The sequence below is a fragment of the Rahnella sp. CG8 genome, from assembly GCF_023701875.1.
Classification (GTDB): domain Bacteria; phylum Pseudomonadota; class Gammaproteobacteria; order Enterobacterales; family Enterobacteriaceae; genus Rahnella; species Rahnella aceris.
Genome location: NZ_JABAED010000009.1, coordinates 1 through 24,927, shown reverse-complemented (window position 1 = coordinate 24,927; position 24,927 = coordinate 1). Strand labels below are relative to the sequence as shown.

At 51.4% G+C, this 24,927-nt stretch carries 23 protein-coding genes; 12 read left to right on the top strand and 11 right to left on the bottom strand.

The window, feature by feature from the left end; genetic code table 11:
* Positions 1-12 precede the first annotated feature (12 nt).
* On the top strand, positions 13-909 hold the full coding sequence (locus HGO41_RS10540) for a LysR substrate-binding domain-containing protein (protein ID WP_015690392.1): 897 nt from the start codon (positions 13-15) through the stop codon (positions 907-909).
* Positions 910-970: 61 nt separating this feature from the next.
* Here HGO41_RS10540 and HGO41_RS10535 read toward each other — a convergent pair whose 3' ends face one another.
* Positions 971-3,052 carry a glycoside hydrolase family 18 protein gene (locus tag HGO41_RS10535; RefSeq protein ID WP_013576911.1) on the bottom strand — a complete coding sequence of 694 codons (2,082 nt, stop codon included), beginning with the start codon at positions 3,050-3,052 and terminating at the stop codon, positions 971-973.
* Between the two features lie 449 nt (positions 3,053-3,501).
* On the opposite strand from HGO41_RS10535, the gene HGO41_RS10530 reads away from it, so the two are divergent.
* The 5 genes from HGO41_RS10530 (at position 3,502) to HGO41_RS10515 (ending at position 8,199) form a co-directional block, all read left to right on the top strand.
* Complete coding sequence (locus tag HGO41_RS10530) at positions 3,502-3,945, top strand: winged helix-turn-helix domain-containing protein (protein WP_228388988.1); 444 nt, start codon at positions 3,502-3,504, stop codon at positions 3,943-3,945.
* Between the two features lie 22 nt (positions 3,946-3,967).
* Positions 3,968-4,510: a glycoside hydrolase family 108 protein gene (locus HGO41_RS10525; protein ID WP_015690389.1), complete on the top strand. Its 543-nt coding sequence runs from the start codon at positions 3,968-3,970 to the stop codon at positions 4,508-4,510.
* 142 nt (positions 4,511-4,652) lie between these two features.
* On the top strand, positions 4,653-5,594 hold the full coding sequence (locus tag HGO41_RS10520) for a LysR family transcriptional regulator (RefSeq protein WP_013576908.1): 942 nt from the start codon (positions 4,653-4,655) through the stop codon (positions 5,592-5,594).
* 263 nt (positions 5,595-5,857) lie between these two features.
* On the top strand, positions 5,858-6,124 hold the full coding sequence (locus tag HGO41_RS25830) for a phage holin family protein (RefSeq protein ID WP_013576907.1): 267 nt from the start codon (positions 5,858-5,860) through the stop codon (positions 6,122-6,124).
* A 290-nt stretch (positions 6,125-6,414) separates the two neighbouring features.
* Entirely contained in the window at positions 6,415-8,199 is a 1,785-nt protein-coding gene (locus HGO41_RS10515; RefSeq protein WP_250981016.1) for a glycoside hydrolase family 19 protein, read from the top strand.
* Between the two features lie 88 nt (positions 8,200-8,287).
* Here the strand turns inward: HGO41_RS10515 and HGO41_RS10510 are convergent, their stop codons facing one another.
* From HGO41_RS10510 to HGO41_RS10495, 4 genes are all read right to left on the bottom strand, one after another.
* A complete protein-coding gene (locus tag HGO41_RS10510) occupies positions 8,288-9,430 on the bottom strand; it encodes an aminotransferase class I/II-fold pyridoxal phosphate-dependent enzyme (protein ID WP_250981015.1) in 1,143 nt (380 codons plus the stop codon).
* A gap of 44 nt (positions 9,431-9,474) precedes the next feature.
* The gene (locus tag HGO41_RS10505; RefSeq protein WP_037033345.1) at positions 9,475-10,299 is read right to left on the bottom strand and encodes an amino acid ABC transporter permease; all 825 of its coding nucleotides are present in this window, start codon (positions 10,297-10,299) and stop codon (positions 9,475-9,477) included.
* Positions 10,299-11,117: a transporter substrate-binding domain-containing protein gene (locus HGO41_RS10500; RefSeq protein ID WP_015690384.1), complete on the bottom strand. Its 819-nt coding sequence runs from the start codon at positions 11,115-11,117 to the stop codon at positions 10,299-10,301. Before HGO41_RS10500 ends, HGO41_RS10505 begins: the two co-directional genes overlap by 1 nt.
* 154 nt (positions 11,118-11,271) lie before the next feature.
* Positions 11,272-11,931 carry a DUF1345 domain-containing protein gene (locus HGO41_RS10495; protein WP_013576902.1) on the bottom strand — a complete coding sequence of 220 codons (660 nt, stop codon included), beginning with the start codon at positions 11,929-11,931 and terminating at the stop codon, positions 11,272-11,274.
* Between the two features lie 155 nt (positions 11,932-12,086).
* On the opposite strand from HGO41_RS10495, the gene HGO41_RS10490 reads away from it, so the two are divergent.
* Together HGO41_RS10490 and HGO41_RS10485 are read left to right on the top strand one after the other, a co-directional pair.
* Positions 12,087-13,379: a DUF8614 domain-containing protein gene (locus HGO41_RS10490; protein WP_013576901.1), complete on the top strand. Its 1,293-nt coding sequence runs from the start codon at positions 12,087-12,089 to the stop codon at positions 13,377-13,379.
* Complete coding sequence (locus HGO41_RS10485) at positions 13,376-14,014, top strand: LysE family translocator (protein WP_013576900.1); 639 nt, start codon at positions 13,376-13,378, stop codon at positions 14,012-14,014. The genes HGO41_RS10490 and HGO41_RS10485 overlap by 4 nt, the downstream gene beginning before the upstream one ends.
* Here HGO41_RS10485 and HGO41_RS10480 read toward each other — a convergent pair.
* On the bottom strand, positions 14,001-14,807 hold the full coding sequence (locus HGO41_RS10480; RefSeq protein ID WP_013576899.1) for a helix-turn-helix transcriptional regulator: 807 nt from the start codon (positions 14,805-14,807) through the stop codon (positions 14,001-14,003). The genes HGO41_RS10485 and HGO41_RS10480 overlap by 14 nt on opposite strands.
* 607 nt (positions 14,808-15,414) lie before the next feature.
* Between HGO41_RS10480 and HGO41_RS10475 the strand changes: the two genes are divergently transcribed.
* Positions 15,415-16,776 (top strand): APC family permease, encoded by a 1,362-nt coding sequence (locus tag HGO41_RS10475; protein WP_013576898.1) that lies wholly within the window; start codon positions 15,415-15,417, stop codon positions 16,774-16,776.
* Positions 16,777-16,826: 50 nt separating this feature from the next.
* On the opposite strand, the gene HGO41_RS10470 is transcribed toward HGO41_RS10475, so the two are convergent.
* Complete coding sequence (locus HGO41_RS10470) at positions 16,827-17,150, bottom strand: AzlD domain-containing protein (RefSeq protein ID WP_250981014.1); 324 nt, start codon at positions 17,148-17,150, stop codon at positions 16,827-16,829.
* The gene (locus HGO41_RS10465; protein WP_013576896.1) at positions 17,147-17,815 is read right to left on the bottom strand and encodes an AzlC family ABC transporter permease; all 669 of its coding nucleotides are present in this window, start codon (positions 17,813-17,815) and stop codon (positions 17,147-17,149) included. The genes HGO41_RS10470 and HGO41_RS10465 overlap by 4 nt, the downstream gene beginning before the upstream one ends.
* 98 nt (positions 17,816-17,913) lie before the next feature.
* Between HGO41_RS10465 and HGO41_RS10460 the strand changes: the two genes are divergently transcribed.
* The 3 genes from HGO41_RS10460 to HGO41_RS10450 all read left to right on the top strand — a co-directional run bounded on the left by HGO41_RS10460 (position 17,914) and on the right by HGO41_RS10450 (position 19,853).
* Complete coding sequence (locus tag HGO41_RS10460) at positions 17,914-18,462, top strand: helix-turn-helix domain-containing protein (RefSeq protein ID WP_013576895.1); 549 nt, start codon at positions 17,914-17,916, stop codon at positions 18,460-18,462.
* A 130-nt stretch (positions 18,463-18,592) separates the two neighbouring features.
* Positions 18,593-19,249, top strand: coding sequence for an Ssp6 family T6SS pore-forming effector (locus tag HGO41_RS10455; protein WP_015690380.1), 657 nt, complete (start codon positions 18,593-18,595; stop codon positions 19,247-19,249).
* Between the two features lie 349 nt (positions 19,250-19,598).
* Complete coding sequence (locus HGO41_RS10450; protein ID WP_013576892.1) at positions 19,599-19,853, top strand: hypothetical protein; 255 nt, start codon at positions 19,599-19,601, stop codon at positions 19,851-19,853.
* 64 nt (positions 19,854-19,917) lie between these two features.
* On the opposite strand, the gene HGO41_RS10445 is transcribed toward HGO41_RS10450, so the two are convergent.
* The 3 genes from HGO41_RS10445 to HGO41_RS10435 form a co-directional block, all read right to left on the bottom strand.
* A complete protein-coding gene (locus tag HGO41_RS10445; protein WP_013576891.1) occupies positions 19,918-20,883 on the bottom strand; it encodes an acyltransferase in 966 nt (321 codons plus the stop codon).
* Positions 20,880-23,945, bottom strand: coding sequence for an efflux RND transporter permease subunit (locus tag HGO41_RS10440; protein ID WP_119262075.1), 3,066 nt, complete (start codon positions 23,943-23,945; stop codon positions 20,880-20,882). Before HGO41_RS10440 ends, HGO41_RS10445 begins: the two co-directional genes overlap by 4 nt.
* Positions 23,945-24,927, bottom strand: a 983-nt coding sequence (locus HGO41_RS10435; RefSeq protein WP_250981013.1) for an efflux RND transporter periplasmic adaptor subunit, incomplete at its 5' end; no start/stop codon positions are given. The genes HGO41_RS10435 and HGO41_RS10440, both read right to left, overlap by 1 nt.

The window sequence follows — 24,927 nt, the reverse complement described above, 5'->3', positions numbered from 1 at the left end:
ACAGGAGTGAAAATGGAAAATCTCAACGGCCTGCTGGCCTTTGTTCGCGCTGCCCAAAGTCAGAGTTTTGCCGCAGCAGCGGAGCGCATGGGCATTTCGGCCTCGGCGGTGGGGAAAAGCGTGGCGCGCCTTGAGGAAAAACTCAGTGTGCGACTCTTCAACCGCAGTACGCGGCGTATCAGCCTGACCGATGAGGGCCAGCTATTTTTTGAACGCTGCCAGCATATTGTTTCGCAACTGGAAGAGGCAGAACAGGAACTGGTACGGATCTCCGCTGTGCCGCGCGGCAAATTACGCATCACCGCGCCGGCTATCGGCTATCGCATACTGCTGCCGCATTTGCCGGAATTCCGTCAGCGTTATCCCGATGTTGAGCTGGATCTGGATTTCAGTGATCGCATGGTGGATGTCATTGATGAAGGATTTGATATCGCCATCCGCAGCGGCGAACTGAACAGTTCGCAGATGATGTCGCGCCGCCTCGGGCCGTTTCGTTTTGCGATTGTCGGCGCGCCACATTATTTCGCCAGGCATCCTGCGCCGCTTACGCCTGACGACCTTTATCAGCACGCTTGTCTGCGCTACCGCTTTCCGGGCAACGGACAATGGCAGGAATGGGAGATGACCAGCGTGACGCCGCCGGAACTGCCGCTGGCACTGAGCAGTAATAATCTGGAGTCGATTTTACAGGCGACGATACAGGGACTGGGGCTGGCGTATGTGCCGGAATTCATCGTGCGGCCATATCTTGAATCCGGTGAGCTTATTTCGGTACTGCCTGCGTATCTTAAAGAAGGCGGGAAGTTTTCGGTGGTCTGGCCGAGCAGCCGCCATATGCTGCCAAAAGTGCGGGTGTTTATTGATTTTCTGACCGAAAAACAGGTCCTGGGAGATATCACAACCGCATAAAAAACGGGGCACAAGGCCCCGTGAGATGTTTTAACGCGTATCAGAACATGTCACCAAGAGATCAGATTTGCTTCCACTGTGACCATTCGCCGGTAAATTCGGCTTTGCCCGGCTGATTGCCCTGCGTCCAGTAGTTGGCCTGGTAGTCTTTACCGTTCAGGCTGACTTTGTCGCCGGTGTTGTACACTTTGCTGGCATCCCAGGTGGCATATTTGCCTGCCGGAGAAGGCGTTGGTGTAGGTTCTGGCGTTGGCACAGGCGTTGGCACAGGCGTTGGCTCAGGGGTCGGCTCCGGTGTCGGTTCCGGTGTTGGCTCTGGCTCAACGGCTGCGTTACCCAGCACTGTTACCACGATGCTTTTCGATACCGATTTTTCACCGTGTTCATCGGTGACTACCAGTGTGAAGTTGAAGTCAGATTTACTGACCAGCTCTGGTGCGGTGAAGTCTGCGGAGACCGCATCGTACGAGGACAGTGCGATGGCGGCTGGTGCAGTCCATTTGTAGGTGAGTTTATCGTTGTCTTTATCGGCAGAACCTGCCGCGCTCAGACGCACTTTGGCACCGCTGAACACCTGCAGGGCAATATCACCGGTAGGCGCAGTATTGGTTTCTGAAGGGACTTCATCTTCCGGAACCTGACCGTCGATATTGACACCTTCAAAGTAGAAAGGCGCCATATCGATAACCTGATTCTGGATAGTACAACCCAGACCTTCGCGTGCCGCATTGACCAGCAGACCGTTGTCCTGATCGATAGTCCAGGTGAACAGTGCGCCCAGTCCTTTTTCAACCACATAACGGCCTTTTTCACGCACGGTACGTGGGGTATCAATGGACATGAAAATGCCGGTGTCTTTGTTATAAAGATAATCAGCATCAGCGACCTGATCGGTATACACCTGGAAGCCATTGCGTCCTGACTGATTTTCCAGATCCAGGTAGTTATTCACCATGTCGTACCATTCGGTGGTACCGCTTTCGAATGTACCGACGGTGGTTTTACCTTCAACAGGAGTATAGGTACCTTCTAAAGGAGAATAGCTTTCCAGTACCGCATTTTGCGCGTTACGGGAATAGGCCGCATAGCCGACATTCATGCGGTCAGCCGGGAACCCTTTCGACAGCAGATAGTTAATGATGGTGTCAATGCCCCAGCCGCCTTCAACCAATGCATGTAAATTGGTGTGATGCGACAATTTTTCTGCCCACGGCGTACCGAAAAAGTCATAGGTCATCAGGTTAACGCCGTACAGACCGGCTTCAAGCAGGGCCGGAACGTTGGATTTTTCCAAAATAGTGACCACGGCGGAGCTGGCAATACTGATTTTTACATCAGAACGTTTGATGGCGGCCATCTGTTTGGTGATTTCAGCAATCAGCAGCGCATAGTTCGCGCCATCATTATCATCATACGGGTTGTTATTCCCGGTGTTGCCCGGGTATTCCCAGTCGATATCCACTTCGCTGAACATCGGGAAACGGGTGAACAGACTGGCAATACTTTTCGCGAAGATGGTACGACCTTCTGCGGTTTTTGCCATATTGTGGAAGCCGTTACTTAACGTCCAGCCACCAATACTCATCGAAAGCACCAGATCATGACCCACTGCTTTGGCGCGTTTTTGCAGGTCACGTAAGCCACCGACCAGACCTTTTACATTGGCTTGCGTCGCGGTGGCCGGAGAAAGTTCCACCCAGCCCGGATTGTCCAGGTTGTTATTGACGGAGGAGCCAAAGTCACCCCACGGATCCAGGAACGTCGCCTGATGGGTGGTTTTACCCAGTTGTTGTGCGGCATTGGCCACGGTATTGGCTTTTTCACCCTGGTCGCCAACAATCCCAACGAAACCAAAGATGATTTTGTCGTAAGCAGTCGGTGGAATGTTTGCGAGGTCAAAACCACGGCCGCGGGCTTCTTTGCCTGCCTGCGAATTCTGCAGACGGCCATCATATTGTGACCAGTCGGTGTAATAGCCAAATACTTTTGGCTTATTCGCCGTATTGTATTTGTTATAAACCGGTTTCGTCACACGTGCCGACGTATAGCTGTAATTTTCAGTTTCTGTGGCTGGATTAAAACCGTCCAGAGTATAAGAGGATTGGGTTAACTCATCGGTCTTAATGATTTTGCTGGTAGACATAGTGTTTTCCTAAATTTTGAATGAGTACATAAACAGCCGGTTGCTGCTGGTGGATATATTCGATCCGGAAATAAAAACCGACAAATCATATTGAGATATAAATAAAATTGACTAATATAAAATTTATGGTTGTTTTTTGAACGGCGAAATTTAGCGGGTTTTATCGTCATCAATAATCACGTTGATGATAAAAAGACATATCACAAATTAATCATAAAAAGCATTGATTTTCAGCTTGTTGAATGCTTTCTGCATGTTGAGTGAGAATTAAGTGGTTTTTGAGTTTTACTTAATATCCCCCCGTTTTTTTTGATTCAGTCACATCTTAACTAAAATACTTAATATTAATCCTATTGCCTGTGGTGAAAATAATAAAAACAGATACGCTTAATCATCAGCAAAGATTAAGGGCAGGTACAAATGGCTGAAATAATGGAGGAGAGAGGATGATGGCTGTATATCTTATAAATGGCGAATATGTCTTTAATGAAAAAACCAAGGAGTTTAAAAAACTTCACAGTGATGTGAATATTAAACTGACTTCAATGAGATCACGTTGCCTGAGTTATATTATTGAACATGCAAAAGATGAAGTGATCGAAAAAGAGGCCATCTCTGTCGCGTTATGGGGAAGCCGCAGTAAATTCACCAGCGATGCCAGTTTGACCCAGACCCTTTATTTAATCCGCCGCGATCTTAAATTTGCCGGGCTGGATGAATTCTTCATTACTGTGCCGAAATCAGGCATTCGTGTCAGTACCTCGGCCACTGTGGAAGTCATGGAAGAGAAGGTATCACCGGTTAAGAACCTCAGACCGTGGATACTGATGTTTGGTTTTTTGGTGTCGGTACTGTTAATCGGTACCGCGTTGTTTCTGACGTTTCAACTTTAACTGTTGTCCGGAGGAAGACCTTATGTTTACTAACCCTGTGATTAATTCCGTACTGAAAAACGAAGGTGGCTATGTAGACCACCCGAATGATACCGGTGGCCCGACGCATTGGGGTATCACCGAAAAAACGGCCCGCAGTTATGGCTATACCGGAAAAATGACCGATTTCACGAAAGAAGATGCTTATCTGATCCTTGAAAAGAATTACTGGTATCAGCCGGGATTCGACAAAGTGTATGCCATTGCGCCAGGTCTGGCGCTGGAACTGTGCGACACCGGCACCAACATGGGACCGGCAGTGGGTATCCGATGGTTGCAGCGCTGGCTGAATGTATTTAATCACGGTGAAGCATATTATGGTGATATCGTCGTGGACGGCAAAATCGGCCCCGGTACGCTAAAGGCGTTAACACAGTTCATTGAGAAGCGTGGCACCGAGGGAGCGGGCGTGTTAATCACTTCTATTAATTGCAGTCAGGGGCAACGTTACCTGGAGTTGGCAGAAGGGCGTAGTGCGAATGAGTCGTTTGTTTACGGCTGGATGAAGGGGCGGATAACGCTTTAAATATGCTCGGGATATGTGATTAATACGTACGCAACTCAAAACGCTTCACAATATTAAAGGTGGATTTTTATGAAAACTGAATGCATAAAGAGCTGTATTATTTATTTCGAAGCAAACGCCCCCTTTATCTGGAGAGTAAATAATGAACGAGTCAAGTACAATTAACTTTGATTACAATCTTATCAAGATAATGAATGAAGTGATTGTTTCTGGGAATATTTCAAAAGCAGCAGAAAATTTGAATCTTACACCTTCCGCAGTAAGCTTATCGATAAATAAGCTCAGACGACATCTGGGTGAAGAACTGTTTTACCGCACGGCCACGGGTCTGAAACCCACCGCCACTGCGCTGGATATCCATGATTCTTTTGTAAACGCCATTACGATTATTGAAGATGTTTTACAGTCCTCAAGAACCGAAGGGCCATCGGGTGCCATATTGCGGGTAATGTGTCCGGATGTTCTGGAGGACTATTATTTTAACCGGATGTATAAGAACGAAAGTGGAAAGTCAGTAAAGGTCGAATTTTCTAATTCAACGAATATTAAGAGTGATGAAATGGTAAGGAGTTTGTTACAGGCAAATATCGATGTTGTTATTTCGCATCATGCTCTGAATCATGAGAAAATCACCTCAATAAAAATTGATGCCATGGATGAGTTTGTTATCCTGTGCGGTGCCAGCAGTTTATTGTCCAACCAGAGAGAACTGGCGTTAATGCATTACTACGCATTACCTCACGCTGTCTATAACGACGGTATTTATAATGATTTTACCGGTCTTCTCGGCACGACGTTGACGATTAATGCACCTTACGCGGGTCTGGTTAAAGTCATTTACCGCTCTTCTTCCATCAACGGTATCATCAGCGCGCTCGAACGCAGTGATATGCTCACTGTGTTACCCAGGGTGCTGGCGGATTACTTTATCAGGGAGCGGCATTGCAAGTTAAAGTGCTTTGATCTACCTAAAGAAATTTCAATAAAGGACTCTCCGGTCTACATGAATTACCTTTCAAACAGCAGTAAGCGACGCTATGTTCATCTGGTGATGTCACAGCTGAAAAGCGCGGAATCAATATGAAGGATGTGGCAAGAAATGCAGTTAACGTGATTTAAGAGAGTGTTTGTTTATTTTTTAATGATTTTTTTAATAAAAAATCAGCGCCGGATTGTTAAAATTAATTATTGAGCTGAAGTGATTATTGCTTTGATGATGGCCGGATTATCATTGTCGCAGTTATCTCAATCTTTATTAGTTAATCTATGAGGTTTTTCGTCATGATCAGTCTTCATGCTAACGAAGTTGTGTTTATATAATTTGAGTTATTAGTTTCTATATTAGTTATGTCATCCTGGGGTGGCCTGGTGCGATTTATCATGCGCTGCAAAAGTAAGCCCACTGTGGAGGATGTTTATAAATGTTTTACGCAAATCGTTGTGTCGTGTTTCACAGGTTTCCTGCTAAGCATCGTTTTCATCGAAAGGGATATGGGTTTTAACATGATCCTGATGACCTCCGGTATAGGCGGTGTGTTAGGCGGGCCACTATTAATTCTGGCAGGGGACCGGGTGAAGAAATTGGCGGGAACTTTTACACTGGCCCAACGGTAAACAACTTTATTCACTAAGTATTCAAAGTTTGTTCATAAGTATGTGGACTGATTCCGGGTGATCAGTCCGCATTTTTTATTGTTCTTCGAATAAATTTATAAGTGGTTTTTAATAAATATCATCCGTTTTTTATGATGTTTATGGCTTTGTTTTTATTAGCCTGTATGCGCTTATGCGATTAGCCTTTTGACTGACAGGGCAGGGGGCAGTACAGAAACTCTGACCGGTTAATGTTATGCAGAAAATAACTTTCAGCATTTAACTTCGACTATTTATATAAGGTTGTCCTTATGCGCAGAACTAAAGATAAATACCTTTTGAATCTTATTACACTTTCCTGTCTGATGGCCTGTGTTGCTCCGGCAATGGCAGCCGATACGTCGGACCCCTATGTCATCAAAGAAAGTGATCTGATTAAAAAAGAAAATAGCCTGACTCAAAACCCGCTGATGCAGGAGGTTAAGGCGTCTATCCGCACACTGGATAATGCTTCCGTCGATAAAATCGCCCCCGGCCGCAGCGATAACCCGGCTAACGTGAAGCGGGTGGACAGCATTCTGGGCAGTGATAAGTGGGAACACATTTTCCCGCTGCGTGACCCGAGCTATACCTACACCAAATTCCTGCAGGCCATCGGCAAGTTCCCGGCCGTGTGCGGAACGTATACCGACGGACGTGATTCGGATGCCATTTGCCGTAAAGGCCTTGCCACCATGTTTGCACACTTCGCACAGGAAACCGGCGGCCACGAAAGCTGGCGCCCGGAAGCCGAATGGCGTCAGGGGCTGGTCTATCTGCGAGAAATGGGCTGGAAAGAAGGGCAGAAAGGCGGCTATAACGGCGAATGTAATCCGAATGTCTGGCAGGGACAAACCTGGCCTTGCGGCAAAGATGCCGATGGCGATTTTGTCAGTTACTTCGGTCGCGGTGCCAAACAACTTTCTTATAACTATAACTACGGCCCGTTCTCCGATGCGATGTTCGGCACGGTCAGAACCCTGCTGGATAAACCGGAGCTGGTGGCTGATACCTGGCTGAACCTTGCCAGTGCGGTATTCTTCTACGTCACGCCGCAGGCACCGAAGCCGAGCATGCTGCATGTGATCGACGGCACCTGGCAGCCGAACGATCGTGACAAAGCCAACGGTCTGGTGCCGGGATTCGGCGTGACTATTCAGATCATCAATGGCGGTGTTGAGTGCGGTGGCTCGCAGGAAATCGCGCAGGGCCTGAACCGCATCTCCTACTACAAAAGCGAAGCGGAATACCTGAAAGTGCCGGTTCCGGCTAATGAAGTGCTGGGCTGTAAAAACATGAAACAGTTTGATGAAGGTGGAGCCGGTGCGCTGCCGCAGTACTGGGAACAGGACTGGGGATGGTCATCAGAAACGCCAACTGGCCTGACGTATTCCTGTCAGTTGGTCGGTTATCAGACACCGTTCTCCGCGTTCAAAGAGGGCGATTACAAACGCTGCGTCCAGCACTTCTTTAACGTGAAAGTGGTCGATGATGCCGGTAAAGAAGAAGCGGTGACACCTGCTCCTGAACCGACGCCAACACCAACACCGGAACCGACACCAGCCCCGGCTGACGGCAATTCAGCGCCGGTGGCAAAACTCTCCGGTCCGATTGGTGATGTGGAAAGCCAGGCGAATGTGACGCTCAATGCAGCAGAATCTACCGACGCTGACGGCGATAAACTGACCTACAGCTGGTTGCTGCCGAACGGGTCCACCCTCGCCGGTAACGATCGTGAATCGCTGAGTTTTGTCGCACCCGTGGTCACCGCTAAGCAAAGCTTCAACTTTACCCTCACCGTGTCCGACGGGAAGAAAAGCAGTGTGGCCACCTACGTGCTGACGGTCACACCGAAGGTATTGCCGATCCCTGATGAAGGCACCAGCACCGGCTGCGCTGACAACTGGGATGCCGGTAAAGTGTATAACGGCGGAGAAAGTGTTAACTGGAAAGGTAAGGAGTATCTCGCGAATTACTGGACTCAGAACAATGAGCCAGGTAACCCGTCGTTCACTGGCGAATGGTCACAGTGGAAAGAGATCAAAGCCTGTAAGTAACGTGTAAGTCATTAACAAATCAATGGCAAGTCCGGTTTCCGTTCATCGGGGAAAACTAAAATGGGTGCGATTTCCGCGCCCATTTTTTTCATCCCTGCTGGCCGCGTTTGTCCAGCCATCTCCCCGTTTCACCCAGTGCTTCATCAAGATTTTCGCGACCAAAACCGATACGCAGGAAATCTTCCGACACCCTGTTCAGTTCTGATGCGTAGGCGACAGAAGGGATCACCATCACACCGGCTTCTTCCACCAGTTGTGTGGCAAAGGCTTCTGCGCCTTGCTCACCGGTAAAACGTGGGAACGCCAGCACACCGGCTTTCGGCACGCTGAGCCTGAACAGGTGCGGGTATTGCGCCAGAAATTGAGTCAGTGTTACGAGCTGGCGGCGCGAGCGTTCCATCACCCGTTCAAGGATCGGTGCGCGGGCATTGAGTGCCACCGTGGTGAGAAACTCGCCGGGCATGGAATTACAGATCGACAGATACTGCTTCATGCGCTCGAGTTCCCGCATCCACGCTTTATCCTGACAGGCCACCCAGCCGATGCGCAGCCCCGGTAATCCGTAAGCTTTGGAGGTCACGTTCAGCGAAATGCCACGTTCGTAAATATCCGCCAGTTGCGGCAGCCGGTCTGCCGGATCAAACTCTGTCAGCCGGTACACTTCGTCCGAGAAAATCCAGATCCCGCGATCGCGGCATAACCCGATCAGTTCGTCGAGTTGCTGACGGCTAATCAGCGCGCCGGTCGGATTGTGCGGAAAGTTAATCACCAGCACTTTGGTATTGGCGCGCAATGCGTCACGGACTTGATTAGTATCCAGCGCCCAGTCGTTATTTTCATCAAGCGCCACGCCGGTGACGTCACACAGCGATAACGGCACGCTTTCCAGCGACTGATAATTTGGGGTGATCACCAGGGCGTGATCGCCGGATTTGAGCAACATCTGAAAACTGGCGTAAATCGCTTCGTCGGCACCGGCAAAACTGATGACGTCCTGCGCGGTGACATTTTTATAGGTCGAGGCGATGGCGTCGAGCAGTTCCGGCGTTCCGCGCAGTGGCGGATAATCCAGCATGGTCTGCATGAACGGCGCGCGGTGTTCTTTCCCTGCCAGTTCAAATAACGTATCCAGGCTCATCGATTCAGGATAGGAAGAGGACAGCGGAAAACGTACAGCGTGTTCGAGGCGCGAGAGATAGCTGATTAAACGGAAATCTTCAGGAAAAGCCATGATATACCTGCGATAAGAAGTCAGAGCATTTGAAAATAAAAAGTTTAGCGGCGGTGGCCTTGTGCAAAACGGCGCTCAAGGCGGCTTTGCAGCAGTTCCAGCACGATCGACATAATCCAGTAGATCGCAGCAGCGGTCGCCAGCATTTCCATATAACGGTAGGTGCTGCGCCCGTAGGATTGCGCCAGAAAATTCAGCTCCCACAGACCCATCAGTGACACCAGAGACGAATCTTTCAGCATCGAAATAAACATCGACCCGGCGGGCGGGATAATGATGCGCAATGCCTGCGGCGCGGTGACGTGAACGGCCACCGTCCAGCGTGACACGCCGAGCGCCAGCGCGGCTTCCTGCTGACCGCGCGGCACCGAGAGCACGCCGCTGCGGATAGTTTCCGCCAGATACGCGCCGTAGTTCATAGACAGAGCGATAATGCCCGAGCTGAGCGCCCCGAGCACAATTCCCACCTGCGGCAGCGCCAGATAGATAATCAGCACCTGCACCAGCAGCGGCGTGCCGCGAAACAGCGAGGCGTAAAACGTCGCGCAACCAAACGCCAGCGCATTTTCAGACATCCGGCCGAGCGCGGTTATCAGGCCAATCAGCAGACAGAAAAACATCGAGCAGGCGGTGATCATAATGGTCAGCGCCGCACCCTGAATAAAGCCGTCCGGCGACAGGCGCAGGCCAAGCAGGAACGGCAATTTCTGCCCAATCAGGCTCCAGTCCAGCCCCATTTTGCTGAACGCGCCGAGCAGCAGGCTGAGCAAAATCAGCCACGTCAGCCCGGTTTTAAATTTAAACGCATGTGCGTGGTGCCAGCGTTCCGGCGTTTCCACTTTCGGCTGGCTGTCCGGGATTTGTGGCATTACGGTACCTCGTGGGTAATATCTTCACCCAGCCAGTGCTGAGAGATTTTCGCCAGCGTGCCATCGTCGCGCAGCGATTTGATGGTATCGGCCACTTTCTTGTCCCATTCGGCGTCACCTTTGTCGGTGGCTACCCAGTTCGGTTCAGCATAAAGCTCGGTGACAATTTTAAACACCGGCGCACGTTTGATGCGGGCATTCGCGGTGGCTAAATCTGACACCACGCCGTCGAGGCGCACACCCGGCCCGAGCGCCAGATTCTGGAACGCCACTTCTTCGTCACTTGGGATCACGTGTACGTTATCGAACGGGAATGTGATGGGCTTGCTGCCCGGGATCACCAGCGTTTTTTGCAGATAGGTTTCGTAGGTTGAACCAATGCCGACGCCAATCTTTTTATTGCTCAGATCGGCCGCCGATTTAATGCGGTCGTCTTTCTTATTGACCACTAAGACCGCCGGAGAGTTGTAATACGGCGTCGGAAAATCCAGTACTTTGGCGCGCTCGGTGTTTGGCGTCATCGAGCAGATACAGGTATCCCAGCGACCCTGCCATTTGCCGCCGACAATCGTTTCCCAGCCCGGTGCGATGATTTCAAGTTTTACGCCCATGCGCTGCGCCACCGCTTTCGCCACATCCACGTCAAAACCGGCCAACTGGTTATTATCATCAATAAAACCAAATGGCGGGTAATCGTTAACGATCGCATTGCGCAGCACACCGGTTTGGGTCACGCGATCCAGCGTCGCACCGGCAAATGAGGCAGCAGAAAACAGTGTGGCGGCAAGGAGAGTCACAGCTACAAACGGAGTGCGCATAAATGGAGTTCCTTAAACGTAACCAGAATGGGAATTTATTGTGAAAACCTACACTAACTTTTAGACGTATAGAAGTCTAAATTAAACCTTTTCTGACTTACAGTGAACTCTGCGGGAAATCCTCCCAATGACAGCGCATTACTTCAACCCGGTGTTAACTCAGTAATCCCGCCCCGACGTTAATGGACAACCCTAAAATCGCCAGATTAAAGACAAAGGAAATGACCGACTGCAACAGGGCAATCTGGCGCATATCGGTGGTGCCGGTCGCGACGTCGGCGGTTTGTGAGGCGACGGCGATGGTGAAGGAGAAATAGAGAAAATCCCAGTAGCCGGGCTGCTCAGGCTTTTCCGGGAAGATCATCGGCGTGATGTCTTTTGTCTGCCGCAGATAGTGATGATGCGCGTAATGCATGGCGAAAGAGGTCGGCAGCAGCGCCCACGAGGCAATCAGCGTAGTCGCGGTCAGCAAGATATGCAGGGTTTTTGCGCTTCCCGTCAGCGCTTTAAGCGAGCCGAGTTCCATCAGGATCGCCAGAATGCTCACCAGGCAGGTGAGCGTGACCAGCGTCAGCACCAGACTGGCGCTTTCATCCTGCGTTTTAGCGATGTGCGGGATATCCTTCGCTTCAGTGCGCAGCATGCGAAACCACAGAAAAAACAGATACATCCATGCCAGCACATTCCAGCCAATCATCAGCCGCTGCAAAATTCCCAGATGCGGGGGAAGCGCGAAGAAGCAAATCAGACCAGCAACAATAGAAATCAGTAAACGGCCACGAACGTGCAGATAATGGCGCAGAGAGAAACTCATGATGTCAGGCACCTGGTAAAAGAGACGGGGATAGATTAACTGTAGTCGCCGGGGGCAATATCCGGCGTGCAGACTTATGCGCAATTTCTTCCAATACCCCGCCGCAGGGGAGTGTTTAAGTAGTTTCTCTCCATTGCGCTCAAGGGTTTGAAACTATGTTTACGACATCATTTTGGCCAGCCGCCCCGGCATATCAGGTATCCATGATGGATCTGGATGCCCCGGAAAATTTAAGTCCTAAAGCTTTGCAAACGATTCATTATTGCCTGCGTCTGACCGAAGCCATCAACCAGCTGGAAGCGGCCTGTGAAAGCCGTTTGCTGGATGCCCTGCGTGAAGAGATGTCGATTCAGTGTTTCCGTTTAGCGCCGCTGTTTGATGATCCCGATACCCGGCGCGGACTGTTTTTACGGGCGGAAATGCTGGCAGATGACAGTTGCGGAAAAACGGTATTACCGCAAATTGCTGGCCTGAAGGAACAGCAACTGGTGCTGGGCATCGGTAACACGTCCACCTGGGTGGGAAAATCCAAACAGAGTTTTTATTCGTCGTGGTTTGGTGAACCTGCCCCGGTTTTGCAGGAAGTTTCCGACGTGATGGACAGCCTGTTTCCGGAAAGCTTACTGTATCTGCAAAAGGAAATCGCCGCCGATTTACTGGCGATGCCGGGCTGCGCATACAAAATTATCAACCTCTTTGGCATTGCCGGTGAAGCCAATACCTATCCGAAACATTTTGCCTATTTCTTCCCGGAAGACGAGGGGCTGAAGTATTCGCCGGTCAAACGCACGGTGGTGTTTGCCAATACGTATCAGCAATTGTTCGAGCTGTTTTCACGTACCGAAGCCGCCAAAATGGGCTGGGCCGAAGACATGCTGCCAGACAGTGATGTGTGCCAGCGTTATCTGATTGCCTGGTTCCGCGGGCACGACCTCGGGCATTCTCTGGTGCGTAACGAGAACGTCTTTCCGAAACTCAGCAAAATTGATCGGTGGGGATCAATGATAGTGCAGGAAGCGCTGGCCGATCAGTTTGGTTTGCTGATGTGCCTCACGCCGCAGGTGGCCACCGGTTTGCAGCTCGACCGGACCGTGCTGGCGCGGATCTATTTCCTCGAAATGTTGCGCTATCTGCGCCGCGGCCCGTCAAGTTATCCGGATGCTGGTGCGGCCTGGATCCAGTTCAACTATCTGCGCGAACACGGTTGCATTGAGCTGTCGGCGGAGACGCTTGATTTCCATCCGGCGCTGTTTTACCCGCAAATGGCCGATCTGACCCGCCTGATGAGCGAAGCGCTGCTGGGGGGCGATGCGGAGCGTGCGCAGGCGTTCATGCTGCAACATTGTCCGCACACTAATCCGGAAGATGTCGAAATCCTGATGGCACGCCTCGGTACAACCAATGACATGATTGAATACAACCAGTTAATTAAGAGAGTCCCGTTATGATGCCGTTTTCAAATGGATTTTTACTCAGCCTGTCGCTGTGTCTGGACATTGGGATTGCTAATATCGCCATGATGACACTGGCGATGCAGCGGGGGTATTTTCATGGATTCTGGCTGGGCATCGGCACCTGCATCGGCGACTTAATTTACGCGGTGCTGGCGCTGGCCGGGATGACCATTTTGCTGCAATACCAGAGTGTGCGCTGGGTGCTGTGGGTCGGCGGTTCACTGATGCTGATGTGGTTTACCTACAAAATGATCCGCGCCGCGCTCGCGCCTGCTGAGGATCTGAGCGCCGGTGACAGCGCGCAGCCACGTTCTGTTATTCGGAATTTTGGTCGCGGCATCGTACTGGCGATGTCTTCACCCACCGCTATTTTGTGGTTTGCCGCCGTCGGCGGGGCACTGATCTCCCGCATGGGGCAGGGAAGCACGGCGAATGCCTCGTGGTTCCTGGGCGGCTTCTTTATTGCAGGTGTGTTCTGGACGATGGTGATCTGTTCCGTCGGCAGCCTTGGCGGAAAAATGCTGGGCACCAAAATGCTGAAATATTCGTATGTAGCCTCAGCGGCGATCTTCTCTTACTTTGCGCTGTATGTGGTGATCAGCGGTTATCGGGAGTTCATCTTGGTATAAGTACCTGCGACGCGTGAAGTGACTGCGAATAAAGATGGGGAGTGATCCCCATCATCTTACGGAACGTATTGATGAAATGGCTTTGATCATAAAAGCCCAGCCCTATCGCCACATCCAGCGCATTATTATTTTTACGCAGCTGATTTCTGGCCTCGAGCAAACGCAGTTGCATATGGTATTGCAGCGGCGGCATGCCGATGTGCTGGCGGAACAGGCGGACAAAGTGAAACTTGCTCAGTCCGCTGATTTGCGCCAGCGTATCGAGATGGATTTTGCGGGTCAGATGGTCACGCATAAAATCGAGCGCCAGCGTAATCGGCCGCAAAGACTGTTCCTGCTCTCTGGCGGGTTCTTCCAGCAATGCCCCCAGCAGCCACAACAAATTTTGTTCCTGATCGTCGTCGTTCAGCGTGCGTTTGTAATGGCACAGTGCCGAAAACAGCGCGGGATTACTCAGCACGCCTTCGGTTAACACCGGCGCGCAGTGATCGGAACGCAGATTGTGATCGACCGACACCTGACGCAGTAAAGCCTGCGGAATATGCACGCTGAGAAATTCGACCTTGTCGTTACCGAACAGCGACGACTGAACGGTGGCCGGGTTGTAAATCGTGATATCGCCGCCGCGCACAAGTTCGGTTTTGCCGTGCAGCCAGATTTCTTCCGTACCAGTCAGATTGGCACTGATGACATATTCGTCGTGAGTATGACGCGGAAATGAAGAATTGCTCGCTGTCAGGTGCGAGCATTCAATCTCATTAGCCATCGTCCATTCAGAAATAGAAAGAGACACGTTGCACTCCGAAAATCTTTGCTGTGCGGAAAAGAGGCTACATTGGTTTTTCTTATATGAAATTTATAGCACAAATTGTTAACCACAAAAGCGAGGAAAATTCATCTCTCATCGCAACAGGCCAAATTTTCAGATTTTGCCCATTCGCCAATCCGGGCAGCGGGACCCGGCGGAATGTTGTATGAATGTTGATTAATAGCCGCAGTCGTTATTTTCACCCACGCGCTGCCGATATTTGATAACGGCAATAACGGGGAATTCATTTTTGTTTTACAGGATAAAAACAATTAGCAAAACCACCGGCAAACGACTTTGACAATACGTGCTCGTTTTGACTGCCTGTTTTATTTATTGACCGTGTTTATTCTTATCCGGCTTGTAAATTCAATACTTAATAAGGCAAAATATGCGCCCCGCAAAACGGGGATGACTCATTTTTCGTTCATTGAACTACGCATTTTTCATTAAGCAAACCTTCAAATACCAGAGGCCGGGCTAAGTACCGGATAGATATTTACTTTCAGATACCGACAGTCTTGTCGCAAGGAATCATAAATGGTGCAGCACTCTTTATATGCAGCGTTCTCCGTCATGGGAAATCAACATCATGTCGGATAACCTCGTCACAGGGTCCCCTTCCCGCGTGGAATTACGTAAAAGCCTTACGCTGATTCCGGTTGTCATGATAGGTCTGGCCTATATGCAACCCATGACACTGTTCGATACGTTCGGTATTGTCTCCGGCCTGACGGACGGCCATGTGCCGACGGCGTATGCCTTTGCGCTGATCGCCGTGCTGTTCACCGCGCTGAGTTACGGCAAGCTGGTGCGCCGCTATCCTTCCGCCGGTTCTGCGTATACCTACGCGCAAAAAGCCATTCATCCTGTGGTCGGTTTTATGGTCGGCTGGTCGTCGCTGCTTGATTACTTATTCGCGCCAATGATCAATATTCTGCTGGCAAAAATCTATTTTGAAGCGCTGGTACCGTCAGTGCCGTCGTGGATATTTGTCGTCGTACTGGTCAGCTTTATGACGCTGTCGAATTTGCGCAGTATCAAAACGGTCGCCAACATTAATACGCTGGTTGTTGTCTTGCAGATTGTGCTGATCACGGTGATCACCGGCATGGTGATTTATGGCGTGAATCACGGCACCGGCTATGGCACGCTCGCCAGCACCCAACCGTTCTGGGGTGAAAATGCGCATACCGTGCCGATGATTACCGGCGCGACCATTTTGTGTTTCTCCTTCACCGGTTTTGACGGCATCAGTAATTTGTCGGAAGAAACCAAAGACGCAGAACGGGTGATCCCGCGGGCGATATTCCTGACCGCTTTAATTGGTGGCGTGATCTTTATTGCGGCGACCTATTTCCTGCAACTCTATTTCCCGGATATCTCCAGCTTTAAAGACCCGGACGCCTCACAGCCGGAAATCATGCTGCAGGTGGCAGGCCGGGCGTTCCAGTTTGGCGCGCTGATTTTCTCCAGCATCACCGTGCTGGCCTCCGGTATGGCAGCCCACGCGGGCGTTTCCCGCCTGATGTATGTGATGGGCCGTGATGGCGTGTTCCCGAAACGCTTCTTCGGCTATATCCATCCGACATGGCGCACCCCGTCTTTCAACGTGCTGCTGGTCGGCGCCATTGCCTTGCTGGCGATTAATTTCGATCTGGTCACCGCCACGGCGCTGATTAACTTTGGTGCGCTGGTGGCATTCACGTTTGTGAACCTGTCGGTGATTTCGCAATTCTGGATCCGCGAGCAGCGCAACAAAACCGTTGTGGATCATATTCAGTATTTGCTGTTGCCGCTGTGCGGTGCGCTGACCGTTGGTGCGTTGTGGGTGAATCTGGAAGAAGGCTCGATGGTGCTCGGCCTGATCTGGGGCGCAATCGGCTTTATCTATCTGGCCTGCATGACCAAAAGCTTCCGCAATCCGGTACCGCAATACGAAGACGTAGCGTAACTCATCACTGGTGTGAAAATGGCTCCTGCGGGAGCCATTCTTGTTTCTGCCTACTGAATGCCGAACCCGCGCAGCAGCGCCGTCACTGCTGCTGCCGCAATAATAATCACCATCAGCGGCGCTTTTCTCCAGGCTAAAAACAACGCCACGCTGACGCCGGTGACCCGCGCGTATCCGGCGAAATGATGACCTTCGAACAGCGCCGACGTAGCGGCCACCGCCAGCAATAAGGTGGTGGCCGCATCCGATAACATTGTCTGAGTTGCAGGGGAGAAATTCAGGCGTGAACCCAGCCGGTAACCGGCCACGCGCATCAGAAATGTTCCGGCGGCGAGCACCGCAATTCCCGCGATCATCAGGCTGTGTGAGGTCATTTTCGGTTCCTCCACGCCAGCAATCCGAGCAGGGAAAACAGCACCGGCATACCGGCCGGAACGAAAGGCACCGCAGCCAGCGAAATCAGCGCACCGGAGGTAGCGGGTATGCGCGTTCTGCGGCTGCGCAGCGCCGGGAAAATCAACCCCAGCAAAATGGCCGGGAACACGGCATCAAGGCCGATGGCTTTGATATCCGGAATGAACTGGCCGATGTACGCCCCGGCCATCACACTGACCGGCCAGAATAAGGCGATACCTGCACCGCATAACCAGTAGGCGGTTTTGCGTTTTTCATGGGTAGATTGCGAGATGCCAAACACCACGCTTTCATCGTTCATGATGTGACAACCCAGCCAGCTCATGGCTTTGCTGCCGACCAGATCCTTCACCGCAATCCCGAACGGTAAATGGCGCGCATTGACCAGCAATCCGGCCGCCGCCGCCGCAAACGGGCTGCCACCCCCGCCGACGATGGCGATAAATAGAAACTCCGACGCCCCTGCCAGCACCAGCAGCGAAAGCATCAGCGGTACCCACAGCGGGAAACCGCCTGCGACCGCCAGCGAGCCATAAGAAATGCCGACCAGACCATCGGCCAGACACACCAGAAAGATGGCTTTAAGCACATCATTCCCCAACGGTGAAAAGAAACGCGCAGACATAATTTCATCCCATAACGAACAAGTATCCATTATAATGAACGTATCTGCATCGTTCTTCAAGTCGAACGATCGTTCGTTATACTGATCATGAGGCGGTTATGTCACAACCTATTAGCGTTATTTCGAAGGGACTGGTTCGTGAACGCCAGCGGGCTGGCCTGTCACTGGCGGAAGTCGCCCGCCGTGCCGGTATCGCCAAATCGACGCTTTCCCAGCTTGAAGCGGGCAACGGGAATCCGAGTCTGGAAACCCTGTGGGCGCTGTGTGTGGCGCTGAACATTCCTTTTGCGCGACTGATGGAGCCGGAAGTGAATAAAATGCAGGTGATCCGCCGGGGTGAAGGTCCGGCGGTAGTGGCGGAACTGGCGGATTATAAAGCGGTATTACTCGCGACCTGTCCGCCCGCTGCGCGCCGGGATATTTATCTGCTGACCACGCAACCGGGCGCTGACCGTATCTCCAGCCCGCATCCGCAGGGCTCGGTCGAGCACATCATCATCACCCAGGGACGCGCCCTCGTCGGGCTGGTTGACTCACCGGTGGAACTGAATGCCGGAGATTACATTTCCTATCCTGCCGACGTCGAACATATCTTTCGCGCGCTGGAACCGGACACCATGGCGGTGCTGGTATCGGAGCAGAGTTAAGATTTTGTGTTGATGAGCAATCTGTGATCCCGGAGGTACTGCGCGGCAGATATATACAATAAAGAGTCTGGTTGCTGAGTTATTAATGCCCTACAATTTGCGTGGGAATTATTAATGGCTAAGGGATGACATGGCTGACATTGATGATATTGCAACGCGCATTGCCGGGATTATTCTTTCCCCTGATTCCGTATATGGCCTGATAAACGGTGCACTGACCGTTCCGGTTGATTTTGGATACATGGTGTATGGGATATTTGATACCGGTTCACGTTACATACATGAAACGATGCGAATACGTATGGCGGATGCCATCAGAAACGATATTCTGAATCATCACCATATCTCTGAAGCCGTTAAGCTGGTTTTTACCGAGTTTAATAAATATGTTTCAGAAACTGAGCAAGACAAAATTTACAGGGCGGTTTTTACTTCATTCATTGGACGAATGGGAACCAACATAATAATTGCGCTGATAACTGCCTCAGTATTAGAACGAGTCTCTTTCATCTCTGCCAGTTTTCGCTATCAGCCGATATCTGCATTAACCGGCGTTTTGCTAATAGGAGGCATGACAGAGCGTTCAATACGAACATCAGAAGCTCTTGAAACTGAGGATCCTGAAGTCTATAAACTCCTCAGACCGAGGGATTACGACCTTCTATATTTTTTGTTTAAGCCTTCAGTACAACCCTTTGTCGATGCGATACATGTCAGGGTGACACAGGGGGAATCCGCATTCAGAAAGATAATGGACACGGTGAGGAGGAAACTCAATGCCGCATAATAACCCATTTATACAATTTATCCGGTCCCTGCTCTACATCGCTTATAAGATAATTACCTTCACAATAAGTCATAGTCTCGAAGCACTTATTGGCCCACTGATCGTTATTGGCTCAATACTTTGCATTATGTTTATCGAACCCTGGCCGGTGAAGTTTGTCAGCATCGGAGTATGGCTGGTGTTTCTCTATTTTCTGTCTAAGGCGATTGATAAAATCACTGGCAGAGATAAACGTGATAATTAACTTGATAAGGACATGATATGGCGGTTCCTATTCCCATTGGCATTATATCTATCAAGGTCATATGTAGGGATCATGCATTCAGGGAAACAATGAGGCGTAAAATAAATGTCAACCAATAGCCGCTTATTGGAATTTATTAATTTTCTGATTATCAAAGTAAAAAACATGGTGGCTTTTATAGTCTATCATTCGTTTGGCTTTGCATTTGCCCCGTTAGTTATTTTTGGCCCAATACTTTGCATTATGTTTGTCGAACCCTGGCCGATGAAGTTTGTCAGTATCGGAGTATGGCTGGTGTTCCTCTATTTTCTGTCAAAGGTGATTGATAAAATCACTGGCAGAGATAAACGTGATAATTAATTATCCTTGATAAGGCCCCTCCATTTGCAGGGCTCATATTTGATCCCTGCCTCAGACCGCCTTCTCAAAACGTAATCAGCTTCTTCGTCACGCTATTCTTCAGCAGCAGCATTGAAGACAACACTGAAAGCAGGAAAGTCAGCAGGATGACGAACAGTTTGGCGGTCAGGGAGTTGATCGGGATCCACTGGATTAATAAATTGAAAAAGGTGTAGTGGAGAATATAAACGCCGGTCATGGTTTTCCCCAGCGAACTGACCATTTCACTGACCGGCAACCGCGTGGCGTCCTGTTTCACGCCATTGGCCGCGATAATGATCAATACCACCAGAATATAGACCTGCGATCCGGTCAGAATAAAGCTGTTGCGCTCCAGGTTGAAGATGGAAAAGAAGAAGTGTTTTTCATAATACCAGGTGAAAATATAGACAAAAGGAATGGCGATGGCGGCGATTTTCGCCACCCGCGGGCGACCGTACAGGGCGGAAACCACCGGGTCATATAACAACTGGCCGGTCAGATAATAAAGTACCCAGGTCCAGATGCGGAACTGCGCGGGGGTTGAAAAAGATTTATGGTCAGTGAAATAGATCGCCAGCAGATCATACGCAAAGGAAAAAATCAGCAGGCTGGCGACCAGTGCCGCAAGAATGACCCGTCTTTTAGCCAGCCATTCCACCAGCGGATGAAAGGTGTAAATAATCACCAGCGTAAAGATAAACCACGGCTGAATCAGATAACCTTTCTGGTAAGGCTCCCATAAATAATAAATCGAAAACCAGAAAATGAAGAGGGTTAAGATGCTGCGTATTTTCTTCAGTTGCCATTCTGCCGTGTGCTGTGAACCGGCATCCATATAACCGGTGACCACAAAAAACAGCGGTGTGGCAATGGTGGAAATAAAGGTCAGGAAAGCCAGAATAGTGTCGTAGTTATAATTGTAATTGTCGTAAGTGTTATAAACGGTGAAAAAGGTCACGGCGGTCAGGCAGCCGAGCGTTTTAATAATATTCAGTCCCGTGGTGTTCATTGTGTACGTCGTTGTCCTTCACGATGGAAACAGTTGTAAATCACCGGCAGCGCCAGCAGCGTCAGCACGGTGGCAAATCCCAGCCCGAACATGATAACAACCGCCATGCTCTGGAAAAAGACATCAAGCAACAACGGCGCGAGGCCGAGCACGGTGGTAAACGCCGTCAGCAGGATCGGGCGCAGACGCGAAGTGGCCGCGTAGATAATCGCGTCGGTCTGGTTTTTCTCTTTTTTCTGCTGACCAATTTCTTCCACCAGCACGATGCCGTTACGGATTAACATCCCGCTCAGGCTGAGCAGGCCGATCAGCGCCATAAAGCCAAACGGAATACCGGTCAGCAGGAAGCCAAAGGTGACGCCAATCAGGGCCAGCGGCACGGTCAGCCAGATGGCGATGGCGTTTTTCACCGAGCTGAACATCAGGACGGTAATGATAAACATCATCAGGAAACCAACCGGCAGGGTGGTAAACAGCCCCTGCTGCGCCTCGGCGGAGTTTTCCGCGTCGCCACCCCATTCGATGCTGTAACCGTGCGGTAATTTCAGCGCCTCAACCTGCGGTTTAATACGCGCCAGCATATCGCCGGAGGTTTCACCGCGGGCCGGATCCGGATCGGTCTGTACGGTGAGCACCCGCGAGCGGTCGCGCCGCATGATCAGCGGATCTTCCCATTCAACTTTAAAATCACTGACCACGTTACTCAGCGGAATAAATTGCTGACGCGTCTGGCTCCAGACCATGATATTGGCCATATGATCGACATCCAGTCGTTCCGATGATGGCGGGCGTAAAACAATCGGCATCAGCGTCGAGCCATCGCGGAAAATCCCCACGGTGCTGCCGCTGAAATTCATCTGTAATGCGCTGTCGGTTTCGCCTTTGTCCACGCCGAGTTCACGTCCCAGATACGGCGAAAATACCGGGCGAACCATTTTGCTGCGATCCTGCCAGTCGTTACGCACCCCGTCGGCCGCGCCGTCATCGAGGATAATCTTATCCACCTGACTGGCGATATTACGCAACTGGTCGGGATCGGAACCTTTGATTCGCACTTCAATCGCACTGTCACCGGACGGCCCGAACATGATGCGTTTCAGGCTGGCGTTGACTTCAGGATAATGATTGCGGATGTTCTGTTCGGTGCTGTGGGCCAGCGCGGCGATTTTCCGCTGGTCATCCATGCGCACCATAATTTGCGCATAGTTGGAATATTGCCGCTGGCCGTTGTAGGTGAGGATAAAACGCATCCCGCCCTGACCGACGGTGGTGACAGTGTTTTCCACGCCTTCCTGCTTGTTAATATCTTTTTCGATTTCACCGGCGATGCGCGCGGTGTAATTAATGTCCGTGCCGTAGGGCAGCCACAAATCGACGAAGAAAATCGGTGTATTAGAGGAAGGGAAAAAGTTCTGCCGCACGGAACCGAAACCCCACACCGAAGCCACCAGCAGCGCAGCCAGCACGCTGAGCGTGAGGGCCTGGTGTGCAAGCAGTGCGGAAAGCATCCGCCGGTAGACGCGAAATATCCTGCCACCGTAAGGGTCAATCTGTTCGTCCGGTTTTTTATCCGCCACTTTCATATTGGCGAAGGCCCATTTCACCAGGACCGGCGTCAGCGTCAGCGCGGTCACCCAACTGAGCATCAGCGAAATCAGCAGCACCTGGAACAGCGATTTACAGTATTCACCGGTCGAATCTTGTGACAGCCCGATGGGCGCAAACGCCAGAATGGCAATCACCGTCGCGCCGAGCAGTGGCAGCGCGGAACGCTTAATGATTTGCGAGATGGCGTTCATCAGCGGGTTACCCTGCTGGCGCGAAATCAGCACGCCTTCCACCACCACAATCGCGTTATCCACCAGCATACTGAGCGCGATAATCAGCGCCCCGAGCGAAATGCGCTGCAGTTCGATGCCGGACAAATACATGATCAGCAGCGTGCCGAGCACGTTCAACGCCAGCGACACGGCAATAATAATCCCGCTGCGTAATCCCATGAAAATCAGCAACACGCCGACCACAATTGCCAGCGCCATCAGGAAGTTAATGATGAAACCATCGACAGATTTCTTCACTTCGGCGGCCTGATCGTAAAACACTTTCAGCTGGATCCCGGCCGGTTTATCGGCTTCAAGCTGATGCATTCTGGCTTCTATCGCCCGGCCAATGTTCATGACATTCACGCCGGGAATATAAGAGACACCAATGGTCAGCGCATTACGGCCATTGGCGTGATAAATATTGCCCGGATGATCGGTGATCCCCTGCGAGATGGTGGCGATATCCCGCAGATAAATGCTGTGCGTCGAACCGGCGGGGCTGATCAGCACATTATTCAGCTCGTCAATATTTTCAAAGCCACCGGTCGGATGCAAACGGATCGACTCGCTGCCGACCGTCATGCTGCCCGCATCTGACACCATATTCTGGCGATTCAGCACGTCGGCAAGGCGCGGCAATGTGACGCCATAAGCAGCCATTTTTGCCCGTGAAATCTCAATGTTGACCTGTTCAGGAAGGATGCCGCCAATCGCGACTTTACCCACGCCGGGCACCAGCACCAGTTCACGGCGCAGTTGTTCGGCATATTTACGCAGTTCCGGGTTGCTAAAGTTGTCGCCATAAATCGAGAAAAAATAGCCGTATACATCACCGAAATCATCGTTCACAAACGGCGGGCTGACACCGGGCGGAAACTGCAACGTGGCGTCGTTGACGCGGCGGCGCAGTTCATCCCAGATTTGCGGCAGTTCGGAGGAGTGATAACGGGAATCGATATTGACGGTAATTTGCGATAAGCCGACGGCAGAAATCGAGGAAATATTATCGACGTAAGGCAGGCGTTGCAGGGCATTTTCCAGCGGCAGCGTGACTTCTTCCTCAACCTGCTGGGATGACGCGCCGGGATATTGCACGGCAACCACCGCGGTTTTAATGGTAAACGCCGGGTCTTCCAGCCTCCCGATATTGAACAACGCAATCAGCCCGCCCACGCCGAGCAGCAGGATCACCAGCCAGATGCGCGTCGGATTATTAATGAAGCTTTCGTTAATTCCCATCACAGACCCCGCTCTCTGGTCCAGATGCGAACCGGCTGCTGAGCGTGTAATTCCCCGACGCCCGCCGCCACCACTCTGTCGCCTTTTTGCAGTCCGGCGGTGATTTCAATGCCCTGAGACGTCAGCTCACCGACAGTGACTTTACGGTCTTCGACGTGCAGGGTATCGCCTTCACCGGCCACCACCCAGACGTGCGCGTCATTACGCTGGCTGCTGTCCGGATTAAAAACGGCTTCGACCGGGATAACCAGCGTACTGACCGGCGTTGCCGTGGCGAGATTGGCCGGATTCACCGTGACGGTGCCGCTTAATCCGGCCACCGCCGGGAAGTTTTCCGGACGCGGCATGACCAGCGTCACCTGCCAGGTCAGCGTATTGGCTTCGCTGCTGGCGGTGTGTTCTTTATAGGTTGCGGTGAATTCCCGGTCGGGAAGGTTGTTGATACGCACCCGCGGGCGGTAATCGACATTGCGTACATCCAGGCTGGTAAACAGATTTTCCGGCACGCTGAACACCACATCCAGCACGTCGGAACGGCTTATGGTTGCCACCGGCTGACCGGCGGCAACAACCTGATGATTGCGCACAGACAGCCGGGCAATGACGCCGCTGAACGGTGCTGTGAGGTTCAGATCGTTAAGTTCTTCCTGCGCAATTTTCAGTGCGGCAGCGGCGGAATCCCGGCTGGCTTTATGCACCTCGAGTTCGGCCTGCGACACCACGTTGCGCCGTGCCAGCGTCTGATAACGTTCAAACTGGCGCTGCGCCAGCGTGGCGGCGCTCTGACGATCGTTAAGGCGCTGACGGGCATCGTTGTTGGTCAGCCGGGCGAGAATTTGTCCTTGTTTTACCGCTTCGCCTTCGCGGACGTCCAGCGTTTGCAACTGGCCTGCACGTTTGAAAGCAATGTCGGTGTTATCACCGGCTAAAATGCGCGCCGGAAAAACGCGGGTGCTGAGCGGGCTGGCGGCTTCTGCCGTCG